General features: G+C 63.3%; 17 protein-coding genes and 2 tRNA genes. 6 read left to right on the top strand and 13 right to left on the bottom strand.

The window, feature by feature from the left end:
* Nucleotides 1–164: 164 nt before the first annotated feature.
* The 8 genes from AAA969_RS08865 to AAA969_RS08900 form a co-directional block, all read right to left on the bottom strand.
* A complete protein-coding gene (locus tag AAA969_RS08865; RefSeq protein WP_338245665.1) occupies nucleotides 165–1,685 on the bottom strand; it encodes a tetratricopeptide repeat protein in 1,521 nt (506 codons plus the stop codon).
* A 139-nt stretch (nucleotides 1,686–1,824) separates the two neighbouring features.
* Nucleotides 1,825–2,442 (bottom strand): energy transducer TonB, encoded by a 618-nt coding sequence (locus AAA969_RS08870; protein ID WP_338245666.1) that lies wholly within the window; start codon nucleotides 2,440–2,442, stop codon nucleotides 1,825–1,827.
* A gap of 14 nt (nucleotides 2,443–2,456) precedes the next feature.
* A complete protein-coding gene (locus tag AAA969_RS08875) occupies nucleotides 2,457–2,858 on the bottom strand; it encodes an ExbD/TolR family protein (protein WP_338245667.1) in 402 nt (133 codons plus the stop codon).
* A gap of 11 nt (nucleotides 2,859–2,869) precedes the next feature.
* Nucleotides 2,870–3,277, bottom strand: coding sequence for an ExbD/TolR family protein (locus tag AAA969_RS08880; protein WP_338245668.1), 408 nt, complete (start codon nucleotides 3,275–3,277; stop codon nucleotides 2,870–2,872).
* Nucleotides 3,274–3,810: a MotA/TolQ/ExbB proton channel family protein gene (locus AAA969_RS08885; RefSeq protein ID WP_425324999.1), complete on the bottom strand. Its 537-nt coding sequence runs from the start codon at nucleotides 3,808–3,810 to the stop codon at nucleotides 3,274–3,276. Before AAA969_RS08885 ends, AAA969_RS08880 begins: the two co-directional genes overlap by 4 nt.
* A 14-nt stretch (nucleotides 3,811–3,824) precedes the next feature.
* Nucleotides 3,825–5,213 (bottom strand): MotA/TolQ/ExbB proton channel family protein, encoded by a 1,389-nt coding sequence (locus AAA969_RS08890; RefSeq protein WP_338245670.1) that lies wholly within the window; start codon nucleotides 5,211–5,213, stop codon nucleotides 3,825–3,827.
* 24 nt (nucleotides 5,214–5,237) lie between these two features.
* Entirely contained in the window at nucleotides 5,238–5,984 is a 747-nt protein-coding gene (locus AAA969_RS08895) for a DUF3450 domain-containing protein (protein WP_338245671.1), read from the bottom strand.
* Between the two features lie 673 nt (nucleotides 5,985–6,657).
* Nucleotides 6,658–6,732: transfer RNA gene (locus tag AAA969_RS08900), tRNA-Gln, on the bottom strand.
* 214 nt (nucleotides 6,733–6,946) lie between these two features.
* Between AAA969_RS08900 and AAA969_RS08905 the strand changes: the two genes are divergently transcribed.
* Both AAA969_RS08905 and sppA read left to right on the top strand, forming a co-directional pair.
* Nucleotides 6,947–7,023, top strand: a tRNA-Pro gene (locus AAA969_RS08905).
* A gap of 220 nt (nucleotides 7,024–7,243) precedes the next feature.
* Nucleotides 7,244–9,031 carry a signal peptide peptidase SppA gene (sppA, locus tag AAA969_RS08910; protein ID WP_338245672.1) on the top strand — a complete coding sequence of 596 codons (1,788 nt, stop codon included), beginning with the start codon at nucleotides 7,244–7,246 and terminating at the stop codon, nucleotides 9,029–9,031.
* 84 nt (nucleotides 9,032–9,115) lie between these two features.
* Here the strand turns inward: sppA and AAA969_RS08915 are convergent, their stop codons facing one another.
* Nucleotides 9,116–10,330, bottom strand: coding sequence for a DUF3667 domain-containing protein (locus tag AAA969_RS08915; RefSeq protein ID WP_338245673.1), 1,215 nt, complete (start codon nucleotides 10,328–10,330; stop codon nucleotides 9,116–9,118).
* A 74-nt stretch (nucleotides 10,331–10,404) separates the two neighbouring features.
* Complete coding sequence (locus tag AAA969_RS08920) at nucleotides 10,405–12,039, bottom strand: peptide ABC transporter substrate-binding protein (RefSeq protein WP_338245674.1); 1,635 nt, start codon at nucleotides 12,037–12,039, stop codon at nucleotides 10,405–10,407.
* A 170-nt stretch (nucleotides 12,040–12,209) separates the two neighbouring features.
* Here AAA969_RS08920 and AAA969_RS08925 point away from each other — a divergent pair, with 170 nt between their 5' ends.
* The gene (locus AAA969_RS08925; protein ID WP_338245675.1) at nucleotides 12,210–12,773 is read left to right on the top strand and encodes a hypothetical protein; all 564 of its coding nucleotides are present in this window, start codon (nucleotides 12,210–12,212) and stop codon (nucleotides 12,771–12,773) included.
* Nucleotides 12,774–12,788: 15 nt separating this feature from the next.
* The gene (locus AAA969_RS08930; RefSeq protein ID WP_338245676.1) at nucleotides 12,789–13,586 is read left to right on the top strand and encodes a hypothetical protein; all 798 of its coding nucleotides are present in this window, start codon (nucleotides 12,789–12,791) and stop codon (nucleotides 13,584–13,586) included.
* A 79-nt stretch (nucleotides 13,587–13,665) separates the two neighbouring features.
* Here the strand turns inward: AAA969_RS08930 and AAA969_RS08935 are convergent, their stop codons facing one another.
* Complete coding sequence (locus AAA969_RS08935) at nucleotides 13,666–14,571, bottom strand: ABC transporter permease subunit (protein WP_338245677.1); 906 nt, start codon at nucleotides 14,569–14,571, stop codon at nucleotides 13,666–13,668.
* The gene (locus tag AAA969_RS08940; protein WP_338245678.1) at nucleotides 14,568–15,503 is read right to left on the bottom strand and encodes an ABC transporter permease; all 936 of its coding nucleotides are present in this window, start codon (nucleotides 15,501–15,503) and stop codon (nucleotides 14,568–14,570) included. The genes AAA969_RS08935 and AAA969_RS08940 overlap by 4 nt, the downstream gene beginning before the upstream one ends.
* 380 nt (nucleotides 15,504–15,883) lie before the next feature.
* Here AAA969_RS08940 and AAA969_RS08945 point away from each other — a divergent pair, with 380 nt between their 5' ends.
* Entirely contained in the window at nucleotides 15,884–16,831 is a 948-nt protein-coding gene (locus tag AAA969_RS08945; RefSeq protein ID WP_338245679.1) for a hypothetical protein, read from the top strand.
* Nucleotides 16,828–17,745, top strand: a complete 918-nt coding sequence (locus tag AAA969_RS08950) for an MBL fold metallo-hydrolase (protein ID WP_338245680.1) — start codon at nucleotides 16,828–16,830, stop codon at nucleotides 17,743–17,745. The genes AAA969_RS08945 and AAA969_RS08950 overlap by 4 nt, the downstream gene beginning before the upstream one ends.
* Nucleotides 17,746–17,830: 85 nt before the next feature.
* Here the strand turns inward: AAA969_RS08950 and AAA969_RS08955 are convergent, their stop codons facing one another.
* Nucleotides 17,831–18,619: a DUF1499 domain-containing protein gene (locus tag AAA969_RS08955; protein ID WP_338245681.1), complete on the bottom strand. Its 789-nt coding sequence runs from the start codon at nucleotides 18,617–18,619 to the stop codon at nucleotides 17,831–17,833.
* Nucleotides 18,620–18,640: the final 21 nt, after the last annotated feature.

Consider the following 18,640-nt stretch of genomic DNA (forward strand, 5'->3'; position numbering starts at 1 on the left):
AGATCGCGGCGGGACTGTGGCCATTTCGCGTTGTCTTGGTGGCGCAATACCCGGCAAACGAGCATCGCCGCGCTGACGCGGGGCCGCGTCAGCGCGGCAACGAAAAACGCCCCGGCCATAGGGGCCGGGGCGTTGATCAGCTCGTTTCGATGACGCGGCGGAAATCAGCCGGCATCGCTCGCGGCAGCCGCCGCTTCGGCCTCAGCCACGGCGCTCAATTGCTCGCCATGGACATTGTAGAGGTCGGAACAGCGCTCCGGCACATCGATCACGATGCGGCCTTCCTCATTGACGTCACCCAGCAGGGTCGCCGTCTCGAGAAGGTCGCTGATCGAGAACCGGCACTCGTCCTGGCGGACGCGTTCACGGATCTGGACACGCTCACGGGCTGCCCGCTGGCGGTTGGTGATAAAGGTCGCCCAGCCATTCGCCGTAGTCCGCGAATAGGGGTAGCGCGCGCCTTCGCGGAAGGCCGCCAGGGCGGATTCCTCGCGACCCAGTTCGGCCCGCACATTGCCGAGCAGCGTCCACGCATCACCCGGACGGTCGAGACCGCCGCGGTTGAGCGCCTCGGTGAAGGCATCCTCGGCCTCATCGAGCTCACGACGCTGCCAGAGCGACTCGGCCAGCTTGAGATAGTCATCGCCATCGCCGGTCAGTTGCGCCAGCTGGCGCAGGACCGGAATGGCCCGCTCCCACTCACGCGCCTGGCGCCACATATTGGCGAGCAGGCTGAGATTGCTGCGGTTGCGCTCGACGACACCGGCATTGAGCTCGCGCTCGAGGACGATGGCGCCGCGATAGGGATATTCGTAGTAGGAATAGTACTGGGCCAAGGCCACGATCTCACGGCTCTCGGTGAGCATGCCGTTGATATACATGATCTTGTTGGCTTCGAACGCATCCTGCTCGCGACCCGTCTGGGCCAGCAGGGACGCGTAGGACCGCCAATTGGTTTTCTCGGTCGGCCAGCGCTGAACCATTTCCTCAATGATGCGGAACTGATCCGGCACGCGCTCCAGCTGCTGGTAGAAGAACAGCATCAGCGAGTAGTCGCCGCGAACGCGGTCAGCCATCGGCTGGGCAGCCCAGAAACGTTCGGCCCAGACAACACCGTCCCGGTAGCGCTCGGCCTGGGCATAGGCCTGGGCCAGCATGCGCATGATGCGCGGGTTGAGGGCGTCGACACCGAGCTGGGCCACGGCCGCTTCGAGCGACTGGATGCCCTGCGCGTACTGCCCCTCGGAGATGTAGAGCTGACCGATATTGATGCGCAGGTCAGAGACTTCCTGCGGCAGCATGATGCCGGTGGCGATCGCCGCTTCCCAATCCTGGATGGCGCGGGAAACCTGCTCCAGCTCGTAATAGGCCCGGCCGCGCATCTGCAGCGAGATCATCCGCTCATAAGCGTTGATGCTCGACGTGCCGAGGGCCCGGTTCAGCGCCTCGATGGACTGCTGGAACTGGTCGTTGGCCTGGAATTCCTGGGCTTCCAGAACGATCTGGCCGATCTGTGCCGAGAAGACCCGCTCGGCCTGGTTCTGCTCGGAGTCTTCGTTGTTGTTATTCCGCCGGCGCTGGGCGTCGGCATCGGAAATCATCACCCCGGCCAGCGAAACGGCGAGCGCGAGGGTTGCGACGCTGCGCAGCAGGCCCGAGGTATCGAAACCGCTAAAACGGATCATCGATGGCTCCTTTGATACCAACCCAACTCCCCGGGTCGGCTTTCCAAAAACTCGCGGGACGGGAACCGGGAGGGTCCGGTCGTCATCCCAGGTGGCCAGTGAGGCGCGGCGGACCGAGCAGGCCCGCCGCGACCCGTCACTATTCAGCCAGGCGGAAGTCGAAGCGGGTCTCGACGCCACGGCGGGCGACGGGGACACCGTCCTGGACTTTCGGGTTGTAGCGCCAACGCTCGACAGCCCGGGTCGATGCGCGCTCGAAGAAGGAGCTATCGCAGCGATAGATGTCGATATTGGTCGGCGTACCGTCCGGGGTCACGTCGAATCGAACCCAGCAGCTGCCCTCAATCCCGCGCTCCGCAGCGCGAAGCGGGTATTGCGGCTCGATCCGGACCAGCGGCTGGGCGTCACGGTCAGAGACCGAGAAGCTGACGCTGTCCGAGTTGAGCTGCGGGGCCTCGAAGTCCGGAATCGCACCCATGACGGTGGCGAGACCTTCCGACGGCTGCTCCGCACGCTGCCGCTCGATCTGCGGCGGCGGGGGTGGCGGATCGACCTGCTGGACGTCCTCGATTGTGGTGTCGCGACGACGGGCTTCCACCTCGGTCACTTCATCATTGATCGAGAAGACCAGGTCTTCGGATTCGTCAGCCTGCTCGATCTCTTCGGTCTTGATGAGATCCTGCATCACATAAAACAGGAAAACCGTGATGATGGCCGCAACCGGGACGCCGATAACGAGACGAATGAAACTTCCCATTTTCTCTCCTCCCGCTACTGCAACGTCGAAATCTTCACATCGACTTCCATCTCCATGAGGAGCTCCTGGACGTCGAGGATCAGACCGATATTGGCACCTTCATCACCCTGGATCATGGCACGACCCTTGGGGTTCTCTTGCAGCAACTGCTCGATCACACCCCGAAGCTCGTTCATTTCATAGACCCGGCGGTTCACCCAGATCTCGTTGTCCGCAGTCACGGCAACCAGCATGGATGGGTTTTCGTCATCTTCGGTCACGGCGTCGGGGCGGATGGTGTCCACGCCCGGCTCCTTGATGAAGACGGAGGTCACGATGAAGAAGATGAGGAGGATGAAGACGACGTCCAGCATGGGCGTCATGTTCAGTTCGACTTCTTCTTCGTCGGTATTCACGCGGCTTGCACGTCTAGCCATTGAAACCTCCCCTATCCGTCATGTTGACGCTGGATCGAGACCGGGACGCCATTGGCCCCCATCTCGTCCCAGATCTGAACGATGATGCCGTGATGGGCTTCATCGTAGACCTCGAGGAGCACCGCGGAGTTCGGCTCTTCCGCCCGGAAGCGGTTGACGGCCGAGAGCACGCGATCGACGTCCGTGCGGACCTGGTTGACGAAGATCTCGTTATCTCCATCGACCTGGATCACGATCGGCGGCGCAGCATCCGGCGGCGGCGGCGTATCGCTGTCCGCAGGCGGACGCATGTCGATACCTTCTTCCGACAGGAAGGTGGCGGTGACGATGAAGAAGATCAGCAGGATGAACACGATGTCGAGCATCGGCGTCATGTTCACTTCAGCCTGATCGTCCTTGTGCTTTTGACGACGCCTCATGACACAGCCCCCTCACCGATTTCGAGCTCATCGGCCAGCTTCGACACGCGACGCTTGGCGAGGATCTCGATCTGGTTGGCGAAGATGAGGCCCGAAAGGGACGCCACCATGCCAGCCATGGTCGGGATTGTGGCCCGTGACACACCGGCCGACATGGCCTGGGCATCCGAGGAGCCGGAAATGGACATGACGTCAAAAACCGAGACCATGCCGGTCACTGTTCCCAACAGTCCGAAGAGCGGAGCGACAGCGACGAGGGTTTTCACCAGCTCGACATTCTGGTCGCAACGCGATTTGACCTCCGAGATGAGTTGGTCGCGGATGGCGTGGGCATACCAGCTGTACCGGTCTGCCCGCGCATTCCACTCCCTCTTCGCCTGTTTCGCAAAGCCCTCATGGGCCATGTAGAAATAGGCGAAGCGCTCGAGGATAAAGGCCCACATCACAAATGTTGTTGCCATGATGACAACCAGGACGGGGCCCCCGCGCTCGAGGAACTCCTGAAGGCCGGATTGTACGGCCTGGAAATCCATAACGCTTCCTCCGGTTAGCCTTGTGCGCGTTCTTCAGCGTGGCGGGCGATCATGCCAGCCGCCTGCTCTTCGAGCACCTGCTGAACGCCGCGCGCGAAGCTTTGCGCGAAGCTGTGGATGAACAGAAGCGGGATCGCCGCGATGAGACCCAGAACCGTGGTCATCAGGGCTTCGGAGATACCACCGGCCATGATTTTCGGGTCACCCGTACCGAACAGGGTGATCTGGGTGAAGGTCTTGATCATACCGGTCACGGTACCGAGCAGACCCAGCAGCGGTGCGATACCGGCAGCCAGCTTGAGGAAGTTGAGACCGAATTCGAGCTTCGGCGTCTCCTGCAGGATGGCTTCGTCGAGCTTGAGTTCCATCGTCTCGACGTCTTTGTCCTTGGCACCCTCGTAAGCGAGCATGACACGGCCGAGCGGGTTGCCCTTGGAGCCGGACGACTTGCGCTTCTGACCGGAGACCGCGGCCTGCGTCAGCAGGAGCGAGATCATGCGGAAGATACCGAACAGGGCGGAGATGATCAGCAGGCCGATGATGACCAGGCCGACATTGCCCGACTGCGCGATACGCTCGTTGATGTCCGGAACGTCCTTGTAGATGTTCAGCAGGGCGCCACGCGACGGGTCAACGACACCTTCGACGACTTCGCCCGGATCGGCATTGAACAGGGTCGACGCTGCGCCAAGGAAGTTGGCCGGCGGCTGGGCTGCCATGTCGGTCAGGGAGTAGGCACCGGTGTTCTCACTCTGGCTCCAGAGCGCGAAACGCTGGTTGTTGTTGTAGTTCGTGAAGGCCACGAACGGACCAACGCGGGTGATCGGAACCGCGGCGCCGTCGCCGAGGCCGGTCACGCGGCCGTTGAAGGTCACGACCTGCTGCTGCTGGATCATCTCTTCGATGACACGGCGCGGGATGAAGTCGAGTTCCGCACGGGTCGGCAGGGTCCGGCTGTTGGACAGGGTTTCCAGCGCGTCAGCACGACCCGGGAACTGGGACGAGATGACCGACTGGTCGATCATGGCCGCGAACTCGCCAGCGGACTGGCGGGCCGCACCGAACAGTTCACCGAACGCACCCTGGCGCTGGCGAAGTTCGGCGTCGAGCTCATCGATGCGAACCTGGTTGGCTTCGAAGTCAGCCGACAGCTGGGTCGCCTGGCGCTCGAGCTGGGCCAGCGTGCTGCGCGCGGTATTGAGCGTCGCCTGCTGGCTGTTGGTGGAAGCCTGGAACTCACGCAGGCGAGCAGCATTGTCAGCGCTCGCTTCACGGGCATCGGAACGCACGCGGTTGAGGAGTTCGTTGAGGGAACCGGCCGGCTGGGTCTGACCCACAGCACCGGCGGTAAGTGCCACGCCAAGCGAAACGGCGGCGGCGAGCATCTTCATGGTGGTCTTCATAACTTAACTCTCCGTTCCAAGCCGTTACTGAGCGACGTTCGGGCCAGGCAGCGGCACGAGGAAGATCGACGGGGTCGTCACTTCATCGGCGATGCGGATGGCGCGGGTCACATTGGCTTCATAGCTGCTCGGCAGGGCTTCCCAGTCAGACGAACCATTGTGGAGGATCGTCATGCTGTTGTCGGGGTATTTGCGGATCATCGCGACGCGACCGATCTGCAGGACCTTGACCTGAACCGGAATGCCGCCTTCGAGGACTTCCTCGTCATAGGCATTCACACCGCGGCCGTAGGAGGCTTCGATGTCATAGGCGTTCAGGATGACGCGATAGCGTTCAGCCGGGGAGATGTTCGGATCATCGATCAGCTCGTAAAGGCGCTCGATGCGGGCCCGACGGCCGGCTTCGCCTTCAAGGCGGAAAGGCAGGTCGAGGTTCACGAACTCTTCGAGGAGAACGACCATTTCCCGCATCATCGGCGCGAGGTCGCGCTCGATGTTGTCGACGCGGCCGATCTGCTGCTCGAGCGACGCGATCTCGTTCTCCTGCGAGCGGAGGAAGACCTGCTGCTGCTCGACGAACAGGCGCTGCGACTCGATCTGCTCGAGCAAGGCCCGGTATTCCAGTTCGATGTCGGTCCGCTGATCATCCAGCTGTTCGATGCGCGACTGGGTCTGAGCCCCATTCGCCGTGTCACCACGCGCGACTTCGAGCGTTTGGTTCAGCTGCGCAACGGCAGCCCCCCCAAAGGCGCCCGCCGCCACTGTCGCCATAAGCGACGCGCGAACCAAATTCTTCAAGTTCACCATTTCTCGCCTCACAATGGTCAATGCGGGTCCGTCCCGAAAGACTCCCCGCCCCAAAAAAACTTCGATGCTGAGCCAGCAAAACCTGCTGACCTGGCCCCCTACCCTGTGTTCAAGCGGCCGAGCCTAACCACCGATACCAATGGCTTAGCCTTCCAAGTCTGCATGAGTGGTTACCAGAACTGTGGTCCACCCGGTCCGTGACGGTTACCCCGTCATCTCGTCAGCGCACGCGCGCCGCTTGAAAATCCATTGAACGCTAACACCAGCGTTACACTACGATCAATACATCTTTGTGGCTGGAATGCGGCCTGAACTGCGCACAATAAGGCAGGATTCGCGTCTCAGGATCATTCGCGAACCGCAGTTCGCGCCAGGATAGCAGCGCCGAGACCATCCGGTTGCGTGCCCGAACCCATGGCAGGGAGACCGCCGGGTCGGGGCATACTCACAATTCAGTGATGAGGATGGCGCGCACTGTCGGAAGGGCCCACAGGCCGCGATCAGGCGCGACGGATCCGATACCGGCCCTGCGACCGGGGTCACGGCATGGCGCATCGCTGACCGGTCCGGACCGCGGGGCGGACCAACCCGCACGGGTGGCCCGGTGGACGGGATATCAGGAGAGTTTGGAAAAGGATGGCTGGGGCGCCAGGATTCGAACCTGGGAATGCCGGTACCAAAAACCGGTGCCTTACCACTTGGCGACGCCCCAACCGGAGCCGTCTGTGAAGACGGAGCGCGGTAAATACATAACCGCTGAGGGGGATGCAACGGCCCAGTGCGGTTCGTCTGAGCTGGTTGAGCAGATTTTGCAGTTGCCGCCCTGTGATCACGGCAAAACAGGGGACCACTGCAGGTCGTTGTGAAACTCTGTCTTTGCCGCGTTGCACGGGGCAGAAGAGTTGGCTATAAGCCGCGCCTCGGTTCGGAGTATAGCTCAGCCTGGTAGAGCACCGTCTTCGGGAGGCGGGGGTCGCAAGTTCGAATCTTGCTACTCCGACCATTACTTTCCCGCCTCGTTCATACAGCCTGTTTCAGATACAGCCACAGCCCTCCGGGCGGGTGGCGGCGTGTGTCGGCGTGCCGTGTCGCGCCGCAGGCGGGACCGCGCGACTGCGCTTCCCTCGACCCATTCGCATTCCAAGCCTACATACTGTGCTGAACCGGACTGCATCTTGCAGGATCGGGCACATGTCTGGGTGAAGCGGGGCGAAAGGGCTCTTATGAAACAGTTCTGGATTACATTCTTCGGATCGATCGTCGGCGTGGTGGTCGGGTCCGTGGTCACCGTCCTGCTTGGCGTCTTCCTGATAGGCGCCCTGATTGGTTCGGTCGTTGAAGGCGCGCGGACCGAGAACGCCCTGCCCCAGACGGCAATGGTCCTTGAACTGGATCTGCGCGAAGCCCGCCTCGACAGTCCGGCGCGCTCGCCCTTCGGCTTCGCCTCGCCGCTGTCCGTCGTCGATGTCGTTCGCACCCTCGAGCGGGCCGAAACGGACAGCCGCGTCGCCGGCCTGTTCATCCGGGCCAACGAGTTCGGCATGTCGCCCGGTGTCGCGGAAGAACTGCGCGGCGCGATCGAGGATTTCCGTGCCGCCGGCAAGTTCGTGGTCACCCACGCCCAGGGCTTTGAAGGCACCAGCGTGACCGGGTATTTCGCGGTCTCGGGCTCGGACCAGATCTGGCTCCAGGACACGGCCAACTTCACCCCGGCCGGAATGGCCTCCGAAACCACCTTCCTCGGCGGCCTGTTCGAGCATTTCGGCGCGGTCCCGCAATTCGAGCAGTTCCACGAATACAAGAACGCCGCCAACACCTACACCCAGACCGACTTCACCGACGCTCACCGTGAAGCGACCGAATCCTATCTCGGCTCGATCTACGACACCGCGGTGCGTCACATCGCGACCGATCGCGGCCTCGAGGAAAGCGCCGTGCGCGCGGTCTTCGAATCGGCCCCGCATACCGCCGAGAGCGCCACCGAGCTCGGCCTGATCGACAATCTCGGCCATGTCATTGAAGCGCGCGAAGCCACCCTCGCCCGCGTCGGCGGCTCCGGCAGCTTTGTCGACATCGCCCAGTACAACCAGCAGGCCACTCCGGCCTGGAGCAATGGTCCGATCATCGCCCTGATCGAAGGCCAGGGCGCCATCGTCACCGGCAATCCGGGCGTCAGCCCGTTCGGCGGTGAAGAGACCATCGGCGGCGACTTCATGTCGGAAGCCATTCTCGATGCGGCCAACAATGATTCGGTGCGCGCCATCGTGATCCGGGTTGATTCGCCCGGCGGCTCGGCGATCGCCTCCGACCAGGTCTGGCACGCCATCACCCGGGCCCGCGAGGCCGGCAAGCCGGTCATCGTCTCGATGGCATCGCTGGCCGCTTCGGGCGGTTACTACATTGCCGCCCCGGCTGATTATGTGCTGGCCCACGAGACCACGCTGACCGGCTCGATTGGCGTGCTCGGCGGCAAGGTCGTGCTCGAAGGCACGTTCGACATGGTCGGCCTGAATGCCGAGACCATCTCGGTCGGCGGCGAGTACGCGACCGCCTTCTCGGCCCAGCAGGAATGGACCGACAGCCAGCGCGCCGCCTATCGCGCCCAGATGGCCGACACCTATGCCGACTTCACGCAGCGGGTCGCCGACGGGCGCGGCCTGCCCCTGGAGCGGGTTCTGGAAATCGCCCGCGGCCGGGTCTGGACCGGCGCCCAGGCGCTGGACCTGGGCCTGGTGGACGAAATCGGTGGCTTCCGCGACGCGGTCGAGGCTGCCCGCCAGCTGGCCGGTATTGATCCCGACCAGGCGATCCGCCTGCGCCGCTTCCCGGCTGAGTCGACGCCCCTGGAGGCTTTCCAGCGGATGTTCGGTGTCTCTGCCGACACCGCCGAGACCGCCGCCCGGCTCAACGCGCTGATGGAGCTGCCGGAAGTCCGCGCCGCTCTCGAGGCCCGTCAGGAAATGGGCCAGACCGGTGTCCAGCTGCGCACCCGCACCGCGGTGCCCAACTAGGCCCGCCGAACCCCGACAACAAAAGGGCCCGCGCTTGCGGGCCCTTTTTTTTTTGTGCGTCGTACCCGCGGGCGGTCACCGGCCTCAGGACGTCATGACCCCGACAATGAACAGGCCGAGCAGCGCGAAACTGAGGAAGATCGCATAGACGAAATCCAGCAACATCACCCGCAGCAGGGATGAGAAACGTCCGTGCGAATAGACCGTGCGATGGAGCCTGTAGAGATACCAGTTCGACCACAAAAGCCCGAACAGGACCGCATAGCCTGTCGCCGCCGGAACCACATAGGCGATCAGCGACAGACCGGTGATCAGCAGCAGCATGAAGGCGTGGAAATGCAGCGACACGACGAGGTGGTCGTAGAAAAAATAGCCGCGCTTGTAGAAATGCGTCACCGCCAGCATCAGCGCATAGAGCGGCAACATGAAGAACATCATGGTCGGCGCCCAGCGCTGCATCGAGGCCGCCAGCGTCGCCCCGCCACTGTCAATGATCCGGTCGATGCGCTCCGACATCTCCTGACGGACCTCGAGCGGCAATTCGCTCAGCCCGGTTACCGTGACATTGAGGTCCTCATCGACCCCGCCGTCCAGTCCCGGTTCCGGATCCTCGCCATAGACCTCGGGAAGCAGGATTTGCCGGAACTCCTGCTTCATCGAGTCACGATCTTCGCGGCGCTGCTGCGCACGTTGTTCCGGCGTCATTGTCGACTGGCTGAGCACCTGCGCGACGCCCGCCTGCGCGGTCCGGGCCAGCGCCTCCCGCTCGCTCTCCGGTATCCCCGCCTCGGCGAGGCGTTCATCGAGCGTTTCCAGATTGGCCGCCGCGACCGGCGCTTCCGGCGTCGGCACGGTGCCGCTGACCTCGTCGCCACCAAATCCGTCGAAGGCGAAAATCAGCAGGAAGAAAACAACGCTGACCGTCAGGTAGAGCCGGAACGGCATGACATAGCGGGCGCGAACGCCGCTGAGGTAATTCTGGGTGATATGGCCGGGCCGCAGCATCAGCGGCGGGATGGTCCGCCACAGTCGACCCTCGAGACCGAACAGGCCGTCGAGAATGTCGACGAGCAGGTCCCAGATCGGCCGGTGGAAGGTATCGGCGGTCTGGCCACAGCTGTGACAGACCAGGCCCGAGAGCTCGGTCGAGCAGTTCGAGCACTGGTCCGGTGGGTTCGGCGCTTCAAAGGCCGAAAAACGGTCGCGCTTGGCCCGCTTGGACGCATTGATCGAATCGCCCAGCTCACCGCTGGCACTACCCGCAATTATCGCGTCGCTGATGGGATCACTTCCGGTCATGAAAAAGCCCTGCCCCTGGCCATGTGAGAACACAGGCTAGGTCGGCAGGGCCTCCTCTGACAAGCTTGCGACGGTTACTCGTCCGTCGCAGCCGTCTCTTCCAGATCCGAGAAGCACAGATAGCGTGTGCGGTGGATGTTGGTGAGATTGTCTTCCCAGCCGGTGACCCGCGGGTTCACCAGGCTCTTGTTGACGTAGAAGACGATCGGGATGATCGGCATGTCGTCGATCATCATCTGTTCGGCACGGGCCATCATTTCACCGCGCAGTTCCAGGTTCAGCTCGCGATTGGCCTCGGTGACCAGGCTGTCGAACGCCGGATTGTTGTAGCGGGCATAATTCATCGGCACCGAGCGGTATTCGCCGAGGAAGAGGAAGTTGTAGGGATCGTTATAGTCCGCGATCCAGCCGCCATCGGCGACCTGGAAGTCGGAGGCGCGCAGATTGTCGTAGTGGATCTGGGTGTCGTTGACGATCAGCTCCGGCTCGACCCAGTCGGCAATTGCCGACCAGTCATTCTGGACCACCGGCGCGATCCGCGGATTATCGCCGGTCGCGCGATAGGTGTATTCGAAGCGGAACGGGTTGTCGGGACCATAGCCGGCCCCTTCGAGCAGGGCGCGCGCCATTTCACGGCGCTGTTCGACCGGCGTGTCGGCCCAGCTCGATTCGACGCCACCGGGATAGTTCGCCACACCCGGCGGGATCATGGCGTAGGCCGGAACCTGACCGGCGCGCAGGATCTCGTTGGCGATGAAGTCGCGGTCGATCGCCATGCCGAGCGCGTTGCGCACATCGGGATTGTCGAACTGTTCCAGCGTCGTGTTCACGGAAAAATAGATCGTGCCCATGAAGGGGTGGACGCGGACATAGTCGGGGATTTCACGGCGCAGGAATTCCATCTGCTGGCCGGGGAATTCCATGTTCAGGTCAAGCTCGCCATTGCGAACCCGGCGACCGGCCGCCGAATTGTCCACCGTCGGATAGAAATAGACATCGTCGATGCAGACATTGGCGTTGTCGTAGAAGTTCTCGTTGCGCTGCAGGTGGACGTAATTATTGGTCCGCCAGTCTTCCAGCGTATAGGCGCCGTTGGACACCATATTGCCCGGGCGCACCCACTCATCGCCATAAACCTCGACCACGTGCTGCGGCAGCGGGAAGGTCGTGTAGTGGGTCAAAAGGCCCGGCAGGTAGGGCGCCGGATTGACCAGCTGGACTTCCAGCGTGCGGTCATCAATGGCGCGGACACCGATTGCGGACGGATCGGCCGCACCGGTCGAGGCTTCTTCCATACCCGCGATCGGATACAGCAGGGAGACGTATTGCGCGCCCGTCGTCGGGGTCGCGATGCGCTGCCAGGCAAAGACGAAATCGCCAGCCGTCACCGGCACGCCATCCGACCAGACAGCCTCGCGCAGGGTGAAGGTCCAGGTCAGGCCGTCCTCGGACACTTCCCAGCTCTCGGCCATGCCCGGGATCGGCGCGCCATCCGGATCATCCGTGAACAGACCCAGGAACATGTCGCCGATAATGTTGTTTTCCCAGGTGCCGGACGCCTTGTGCGGATCAAGCGAAAGCGGCTCCGCATTATTGCCCCGATGCAGCACGACAGCTGACGAGTCCGTACTGTTATTGCCGCCGCAGCTGGCCAGAGCCAGCGCCGAGGCTGTCACAAGGATGGTCTTCAAGATGTTTGCGCGGATCACGATTTCGGTCTCCCCTCCGAAGCAGCACATTAAGTCACTGGGCGATGTTCTAGCCCAACATGATCGACCGGTCGACAGTCACCGACCGGTCGCGCATAGTCGGGGCTGAAGCCAGAATTACACGAGTGACCATGAACGCGCGATTACTGATTCTTTTACCGGCGACCCTGATGGCCGCCCCTGCCGCCGCGCAGGCCGGTTCATCGCCGCTGGACCCGCTTTTCACCTGCCGGGACATCGTCGACGACGTCGCCCGGCTGAGCTGTCTGGACGCGGCCGTCGACGTGCTGCGCGGGGAAACCGAGAGCGGTGAGGTTGTCGCCGTCGACCGCGAGCAGATCGAGGCCGCCGAAGAGGCGACCTATGGCCTCTCCATCCCGCAATTGCGCCTGCCGGGCCTGTCCCTGCCGGGCGGCGGCGAGGATGCGGAGCTGGCCGAGCTCGAATCGGCCACAGCCTCCCCGGCACGCGTTGTGGTCCGCGACAGCAATGGCCAGATCGAGAGCATTGAAGGCCTGGTCGTCGTCGACATCTCGGAAAACCGCTCCGGCGAAAAGGTCATCCGCCTGGCCAATGGCCAGGTTTGGCGCCAGACCGATGATACCTATGTCCAGCTGTCGCGCCGCCGCGCCGACAACGAGTATACGGTCACCATCTCCAACGGGGCCCTGGGCTCCCATTTCATGCGCCTGGACAATGGCGGTCGCCGTTTCCGGGTCGAACGTGTCGAGTAACCAATCGAGGGTCTCATGACAGTCTCACGTCACGCGGTCATTGCCGCGCTTCTTCTATCCACTGCCCTGCCCGCAGGTGTTTTCGCCCAGGCCGGCGATGATGCCGTCGACGGCATCCTGTCCTGTCGCGGCATCGCCGAGACCGCGGCCCGCCTCGCCTGCTTCGACTCCGCCGCCGCGCGCCTGGCCGGTGATCGCGACAGCGGCGAGCTGATGACCGTGACCCGCAGCGATGTGGCCGCGGTGGAAGGCGACAGCTTCGGGTTCTCGATGCCGTCCCTGCCCCGCCTGCGCATGCCGCGGCTGGCCATCGCCGCAGCCGACCGCCAGCACGACGCCCTCGCCGGTGCCAACACGGTCGACATGACGGGTGACGCGCCCGCCGTGGTCGCCGATGCGACACCGCCACAGCCGGCTGCCGTACCGACGCCGGGATCGACGCCGACACCGGCTCAGGCCCCTGCACAGGCCCCTGCACAGGCACAGGCACAGGCTTCCGCCCAGGCCAGTGCAGCGGCAGGCAGCGCCGCCGCCGAAGCGGCGGCCGAGACCTCGGTCGCGATTCTCGAGCGGACCGATGACGGCGATGTGTTCCGGGTCGAGATGGAGATCGAGCGCACCCGCACGGTCGGCTACGACACCACGATCTTCTACATGACCAATGGCCAGGTCTGGCGTCAGACCGACAATGGCAGCGTGCGCATCCCGCGCAACGGTCCCAACACCGCCGAGATCCGTCGCGGCGCGATGACCAGCTACCTGCTTCGCGTCAACGGCCGGGGCCGCGCGATCCGCGTCGAACGCCAGCAATAGGCGCCGCGCCACCTGCAAGGACAAAGGGCCGCCGGATCAGCTCCGGCGGCCCTTGTTGTTCCTAACGCTGCCCGACCCGCTACCGATCCTTCGGATCGATCGCGTCGCGCAGCCCGTCACCGATGAAGTTGAGACAGAACAGGGTGACCATCATCGTCACCGCCGGGCCGATTAGGGTCCAGGGTGCCGGCTCCATGTCCTGCGCACCAGCCGAAATGAGGCGGCCGAGCGAGGTCAGCGGTTCCTGCACACCCAGTCCGAGGAAGGACAGGAAGCTCTCGGCGAGGATCACCACCGGGATCATCAGGGTGACATAGACCACGACCGGGCCGAGTACGTTCGGGATGATGTGGCGCTGGATGATCTTCGGACGCGAAACCCCGGCGGCATGGGCGGCCTCGACGAATTCCATGCCCTTGAGGGCGATCGTCTGACCGCGCACGATCCGGGCCATGGTCAGCCATTCGACAGCACCAATGGCCACAAAAATGAGGACGATGTTCCGGCCGAAGGTCACCATCAGGATGATGACGAAGAAAATGAAGGGCAGCGAATAGAGGATGTCGACGAAGCGCATCATCAGCTGATCGACCTTGCCGCCGATAAAGCCGGCGGTCGCGCCCCAGGTCACCCCGATCACCAGCGACACGAAGGTCGCCACGATGCCGACCATCAGCGAGACGCCAAGACCGACCAGGATGCGGGCAACCATGTCACGGCCCTGGGCGTCGGTGCCCAGCAGGTGCCAGTGCTCCAGCGTCGGGGCGATCCACACCCGGTCGCGATAGATGGTGTCGTAGTCATGCACCCAGAGCAGCTGGCCGATCGTGGCCAGGAAGACGAGGATGGCGAGGATGATCATCGAGGTCACGGCGGCCCGGTTGCGCATCAGTCGCGCACGGGCATCGTCCCAGAGGGAGCGACCCTGGACGGCCGCCTTTTCAAGCAGCTCGGTTTTTTCCTGCGGTGTGCTGAGCAGCGTCATGACTCGTACTTCACCTTCGGATTGAGAACGCCATAGAGGAGGTCAGCGAGCAGGTTGAGGACGATGATCAGCGTCGCGTAGACGATGACCACACCCATCACCACCGTATAATCCCGCTGCAGGGCGGCATCGACGAAATGCTTGCCGATACCCGGCAGCTGGAAGACCCGCTCGATGACCAGCGAGCCGGAGATCACCGCCGCCGAAGCCGGTCCGAGATAGGACACCAGCGGCAGGATGGCCGAACGCAGGGCATGGCGGATGATCACCGCCGGAGCCGACAGCCCCTTGGCCCGCGCGGTGCGGATATAGTTGGAGCGCACGACCTCGATCATCGAGGCGCGCATCAGGCGGGCAATGATGGCGATCTGCGGCAGGGCAAGCGTGATCACCGGCAGGATCAGGCGATCCGGCGTCATGCCATAGCGTGGATCGAGCCCCCCGGTCGGCACGAGTCCCAGATAGAGACCGAAAACCAGCGCCAGAATGGGACCCATCACAAAGGGCGGAATGGAAATGCCGACCATGGCGAAGGTCATGACCGAGAAATCGGTGCCGGTATTCTGCCGCAGGGCCGCGACCGAGCCGAGCAGGGTCCCGAGCCCGATGGCCAGCAGCATCGAACACAGGCCGATCGTGGCCGAGACCGGGAAGCCTTCCGCGATGATCTCGGCAACATTCTTGTCGCGCAATTTCAGCGACGGGCCGAGATCCCCCTGGAAGAGGTTCCCCATATAATCGAAATACTGATAAATCAGTGGCTTATCGAGACCATAGCTTTCCAGGATGACCTGACGCGTCTCTTCCGGCATCGGTCGTTCGAGATCGAACGGCCCGCCCGGCGCGACGCGCATCATGAAAAAGGCGACCGTGATGATCACCAGAATGGTCGGGACAGCGACACTGAAGCGTCTAAGTACAAATCCAAGCATGAATGGTTCGGCCCAGTCCAAGGAGGCCGCAGTTTCTATGCGGCACGGCTGATGTCAATGAAGCCCCTGTTGCTGTAATGCAGCATCCTGCACGACCAAGGGGGGTAACGGGGCTGTCCGGGACAGTGTAGGCTTGGGTGTCGCCTCACTGACAAAAAACTGGATCATCATCAGCGCCAGGATGAGCCAGCCCAGCCGCAAGATGCGCTTGCCTAGAAATCGACCGGCGTTCACATTCCCCTCCCGTGATCAAGACGACACAGCCGATCACGCAAAAAACGCGCCGCCGGTGATCCGGAGTGAATTGCAAGTGTCCGGCGAACGCCCAGGATACGGCAATGCCTGTTATACGGACGGTCGCGACTGAGAAAGGCCAATCCATGCACAGTGCGCTGTGGTGGCGAGATTTCGAGTTCCAGGACGGCATTGTAACCGTCAAGAAGACGGGCGCCCGTCTTCCGCTCAAGCTGGGACTGATTGGCGAAGTCCTGTCCTGGTTCCCCTTCTATTTCGTGGTTGAAGGCTGGCGGATCAAGTCGGCGTTCCGGGCCGGCCCGAAGATCTGGTTCGCACCGGACCGGCCGCGTCCCTGGTATCTGATCTGGTCCGTGCTGCACGCGGCCGGCGCGCGCATCGCGCCGCACCCGGGCGAGGCCGACGCCGTTTTCGTGTTCGACGACTCGACCACCTGCCAGCCCTGCAATGTCCCGCCCGATGCCCGCGTCATCAATCGTGACTGCCAGAGCATCGAGAAAAGTCACGTCGCTGCGGTGTTCGAGCAATCCTTTGGCTACTCGCTGGCCGTCGACCCGACGACCTGGACCGGTCCGATGGTGGAGAAGTCCGAGCTCAATGGCGCCCATGACGGCCGCGTCGTCCAGGGCCCGCTCGACGCGATCCGGCCCGGCCGCGTCTATCAGCGCGTGATCGACAATACCGTGCCGGGCGACATGGTCGAGGACCTGCGCTGTCCGACCATGGATGGTCATATCCCGCTGGTGATCCGCAAGCGCCGCAAGATCAACACCCGCTTTTCCAACTCCAATGACGAGGTCGAGTGCGCCGAAACCGACGACGTCTTCAGCGCCGAGGAAAAGGCCCAGCTGGCCGCCTTCACCCGCGCCATGGGGCTCGACTGGGGTGGCCTTGATGTGCTGCGCAATCGCGAGGATGGCCGGCTTTATGTCGTCGATGTGAACAAAACTGATATGGGTCCGCCGGTCGCCATGGAGTTGGATGACAAGATCAAAGTCACCAGACTGCTGGCCGCGGCATTCCTCGAATTCCTCGGCCACCCGAAACCGGAACCGGCCAAGAACCCATCATGACGTCTATCCCCTTTGTACGTGAGTTCGACTTCGAATACGGGCGTTGCGACACGCTCTCCCCGCTGATCCGGCGCGTCATTGCGCCCAATCCCGGGCCTTTCACCTTCACCGGGACCGGTGTCTACATCATCGGCCACGGCTCGGTGGCGGTGATCGATCCCGGCCCGGTCGACCCGGCTCATATCGCGGCGATCGACACGGCGCTTGAGGGCGAGACGGTCAGCCATGTCTTCGTCACCCACCACCATCTCGACCATTCGCCCCTCGCCCACCCGCTGGCCGAGAAGCATGGCGCCAGGGTCTATGGCTTCGGTCCGCCGCAGATTGCGCCGGCCGGCGGAGAAGTCCGTCTCGAAGCCGGCGATGATGTCGGCTTCCAGCCGGACGTCCAGATCGAGGATGAGGAAATCTTCCCCGGCGCGGGCTGGACACTCCAGGCGCTGCACACGCCCGGGCACACCTCCAACCATGTCTGCTACGCGCTGATCGAGGAGAACACGCTCTTCTCCGGCGACCATGTCATGGGCTGGTCGACCAGCGTTATCAGCCCGCCGGACGGGCATATGGGTGACTATCTTTTCCAGCTGGCGCGGATGCGCGACCGGGACTTCACCCGCCTCTGGCCGACCCACGGCCCCGCTGTCGAGAGCCCGAGCCCCTTTATCCAGGCCTATATCGACCACCGCCTCGCCCGCGAGGACCAGATCCTCGCCTGCCTCGCCGACGGTCATGAGACAATCCGCGACATGGTCGCTGTGATGTATGCCGATGTCGACAAACGCCTCCACCCGGCCGCCGCTCACAGCGCCCTGGCGCACGTGATCCACCTCATCGAACTGGGCAAGGTCGCCAGCGACACCGCGCTCGACCAGATTGATCTGAACGCGACATTCCGCCTCGCAGAAACGGTCTGAGCCTGGGCAAAATGGAGACAGTGACAATTAACGCGTCACGCCAATTGTCCCGGTCCCCATTCGTCGCCCCTGTTCGCCGCCCCCGTTAGTCTTCGGCCTCGCCGCTCATCGCCGCCAGAAAGCGCTCGACGCGGCGCGCATTGCGGCCAAGATCGTGAACCGGCTGGCGGGCGAGCGAGCGGATGTCGACCTGGGACCGGCCATCCTCGAGCGCCATCACCCGCACCGCAATGTCATCGCGGAAACCGAACATCAGGCTTTCCGCCCCGGCTTCGAACATGCCGGCGGAGTCCGAGGCCGTGCCGATGCGCCAGCCCTGTTCGCGGGCATAGTGCAGCGCGTCACGGAAGACCTGGCGGGCGTCGCGTTCAACGACCAGGCTGGTGATATCGGGATAGGCCTCGGCCTGGGCCGCCATGCCGGTCGGGTCGAAGTCCAGCGAGCGCTCGGCAGCGCCACGCCGGGCAGCGTAGGCGGGCGTGAAGTGCGGCGGGTCCTCGGCATCGGTTGTGATATCGAAAATCACCGGACGGCTGGCGGCGAGCCCGTCATAGACATAGCGCCCGCCATAGCCGCCGGCAGCAACCAGCAGGGCCATGATCGGCACACTCACAACGCCGAAGGACCGCTTGGCGATGACGCGGTAGAGGATCAGCAGGATGGCCATGCTGCCACCGGCGATCAGGCAGGCGAGGATCAGCTTGGGACCGATATCGAGTGTCATCCGGACCAGACCGAAGGGCCAGTCCCAGAATCCCAGCTTTGTGCCGAGCGCGGCAATGAGGAACCAGACCGGTGTGACCAGCGCCAACAGGGCTGTGATCCACCCCAGCGGCTGGATGATCAGGCGCAATATTGCAATCAGACGGTCCACATCAGCCCCCTCAGGCGTCAG

Source organism: Maricaulis maris (assembly GCF_036322705.1).
In the GTDB taxonomy this organism is placed as follows: Bacteria; Pseudomonadota; Alphaproteobacteria; order Caulobacterales; family Maricaulaceae; genus Maricaulis; species Maricaulis maris_B.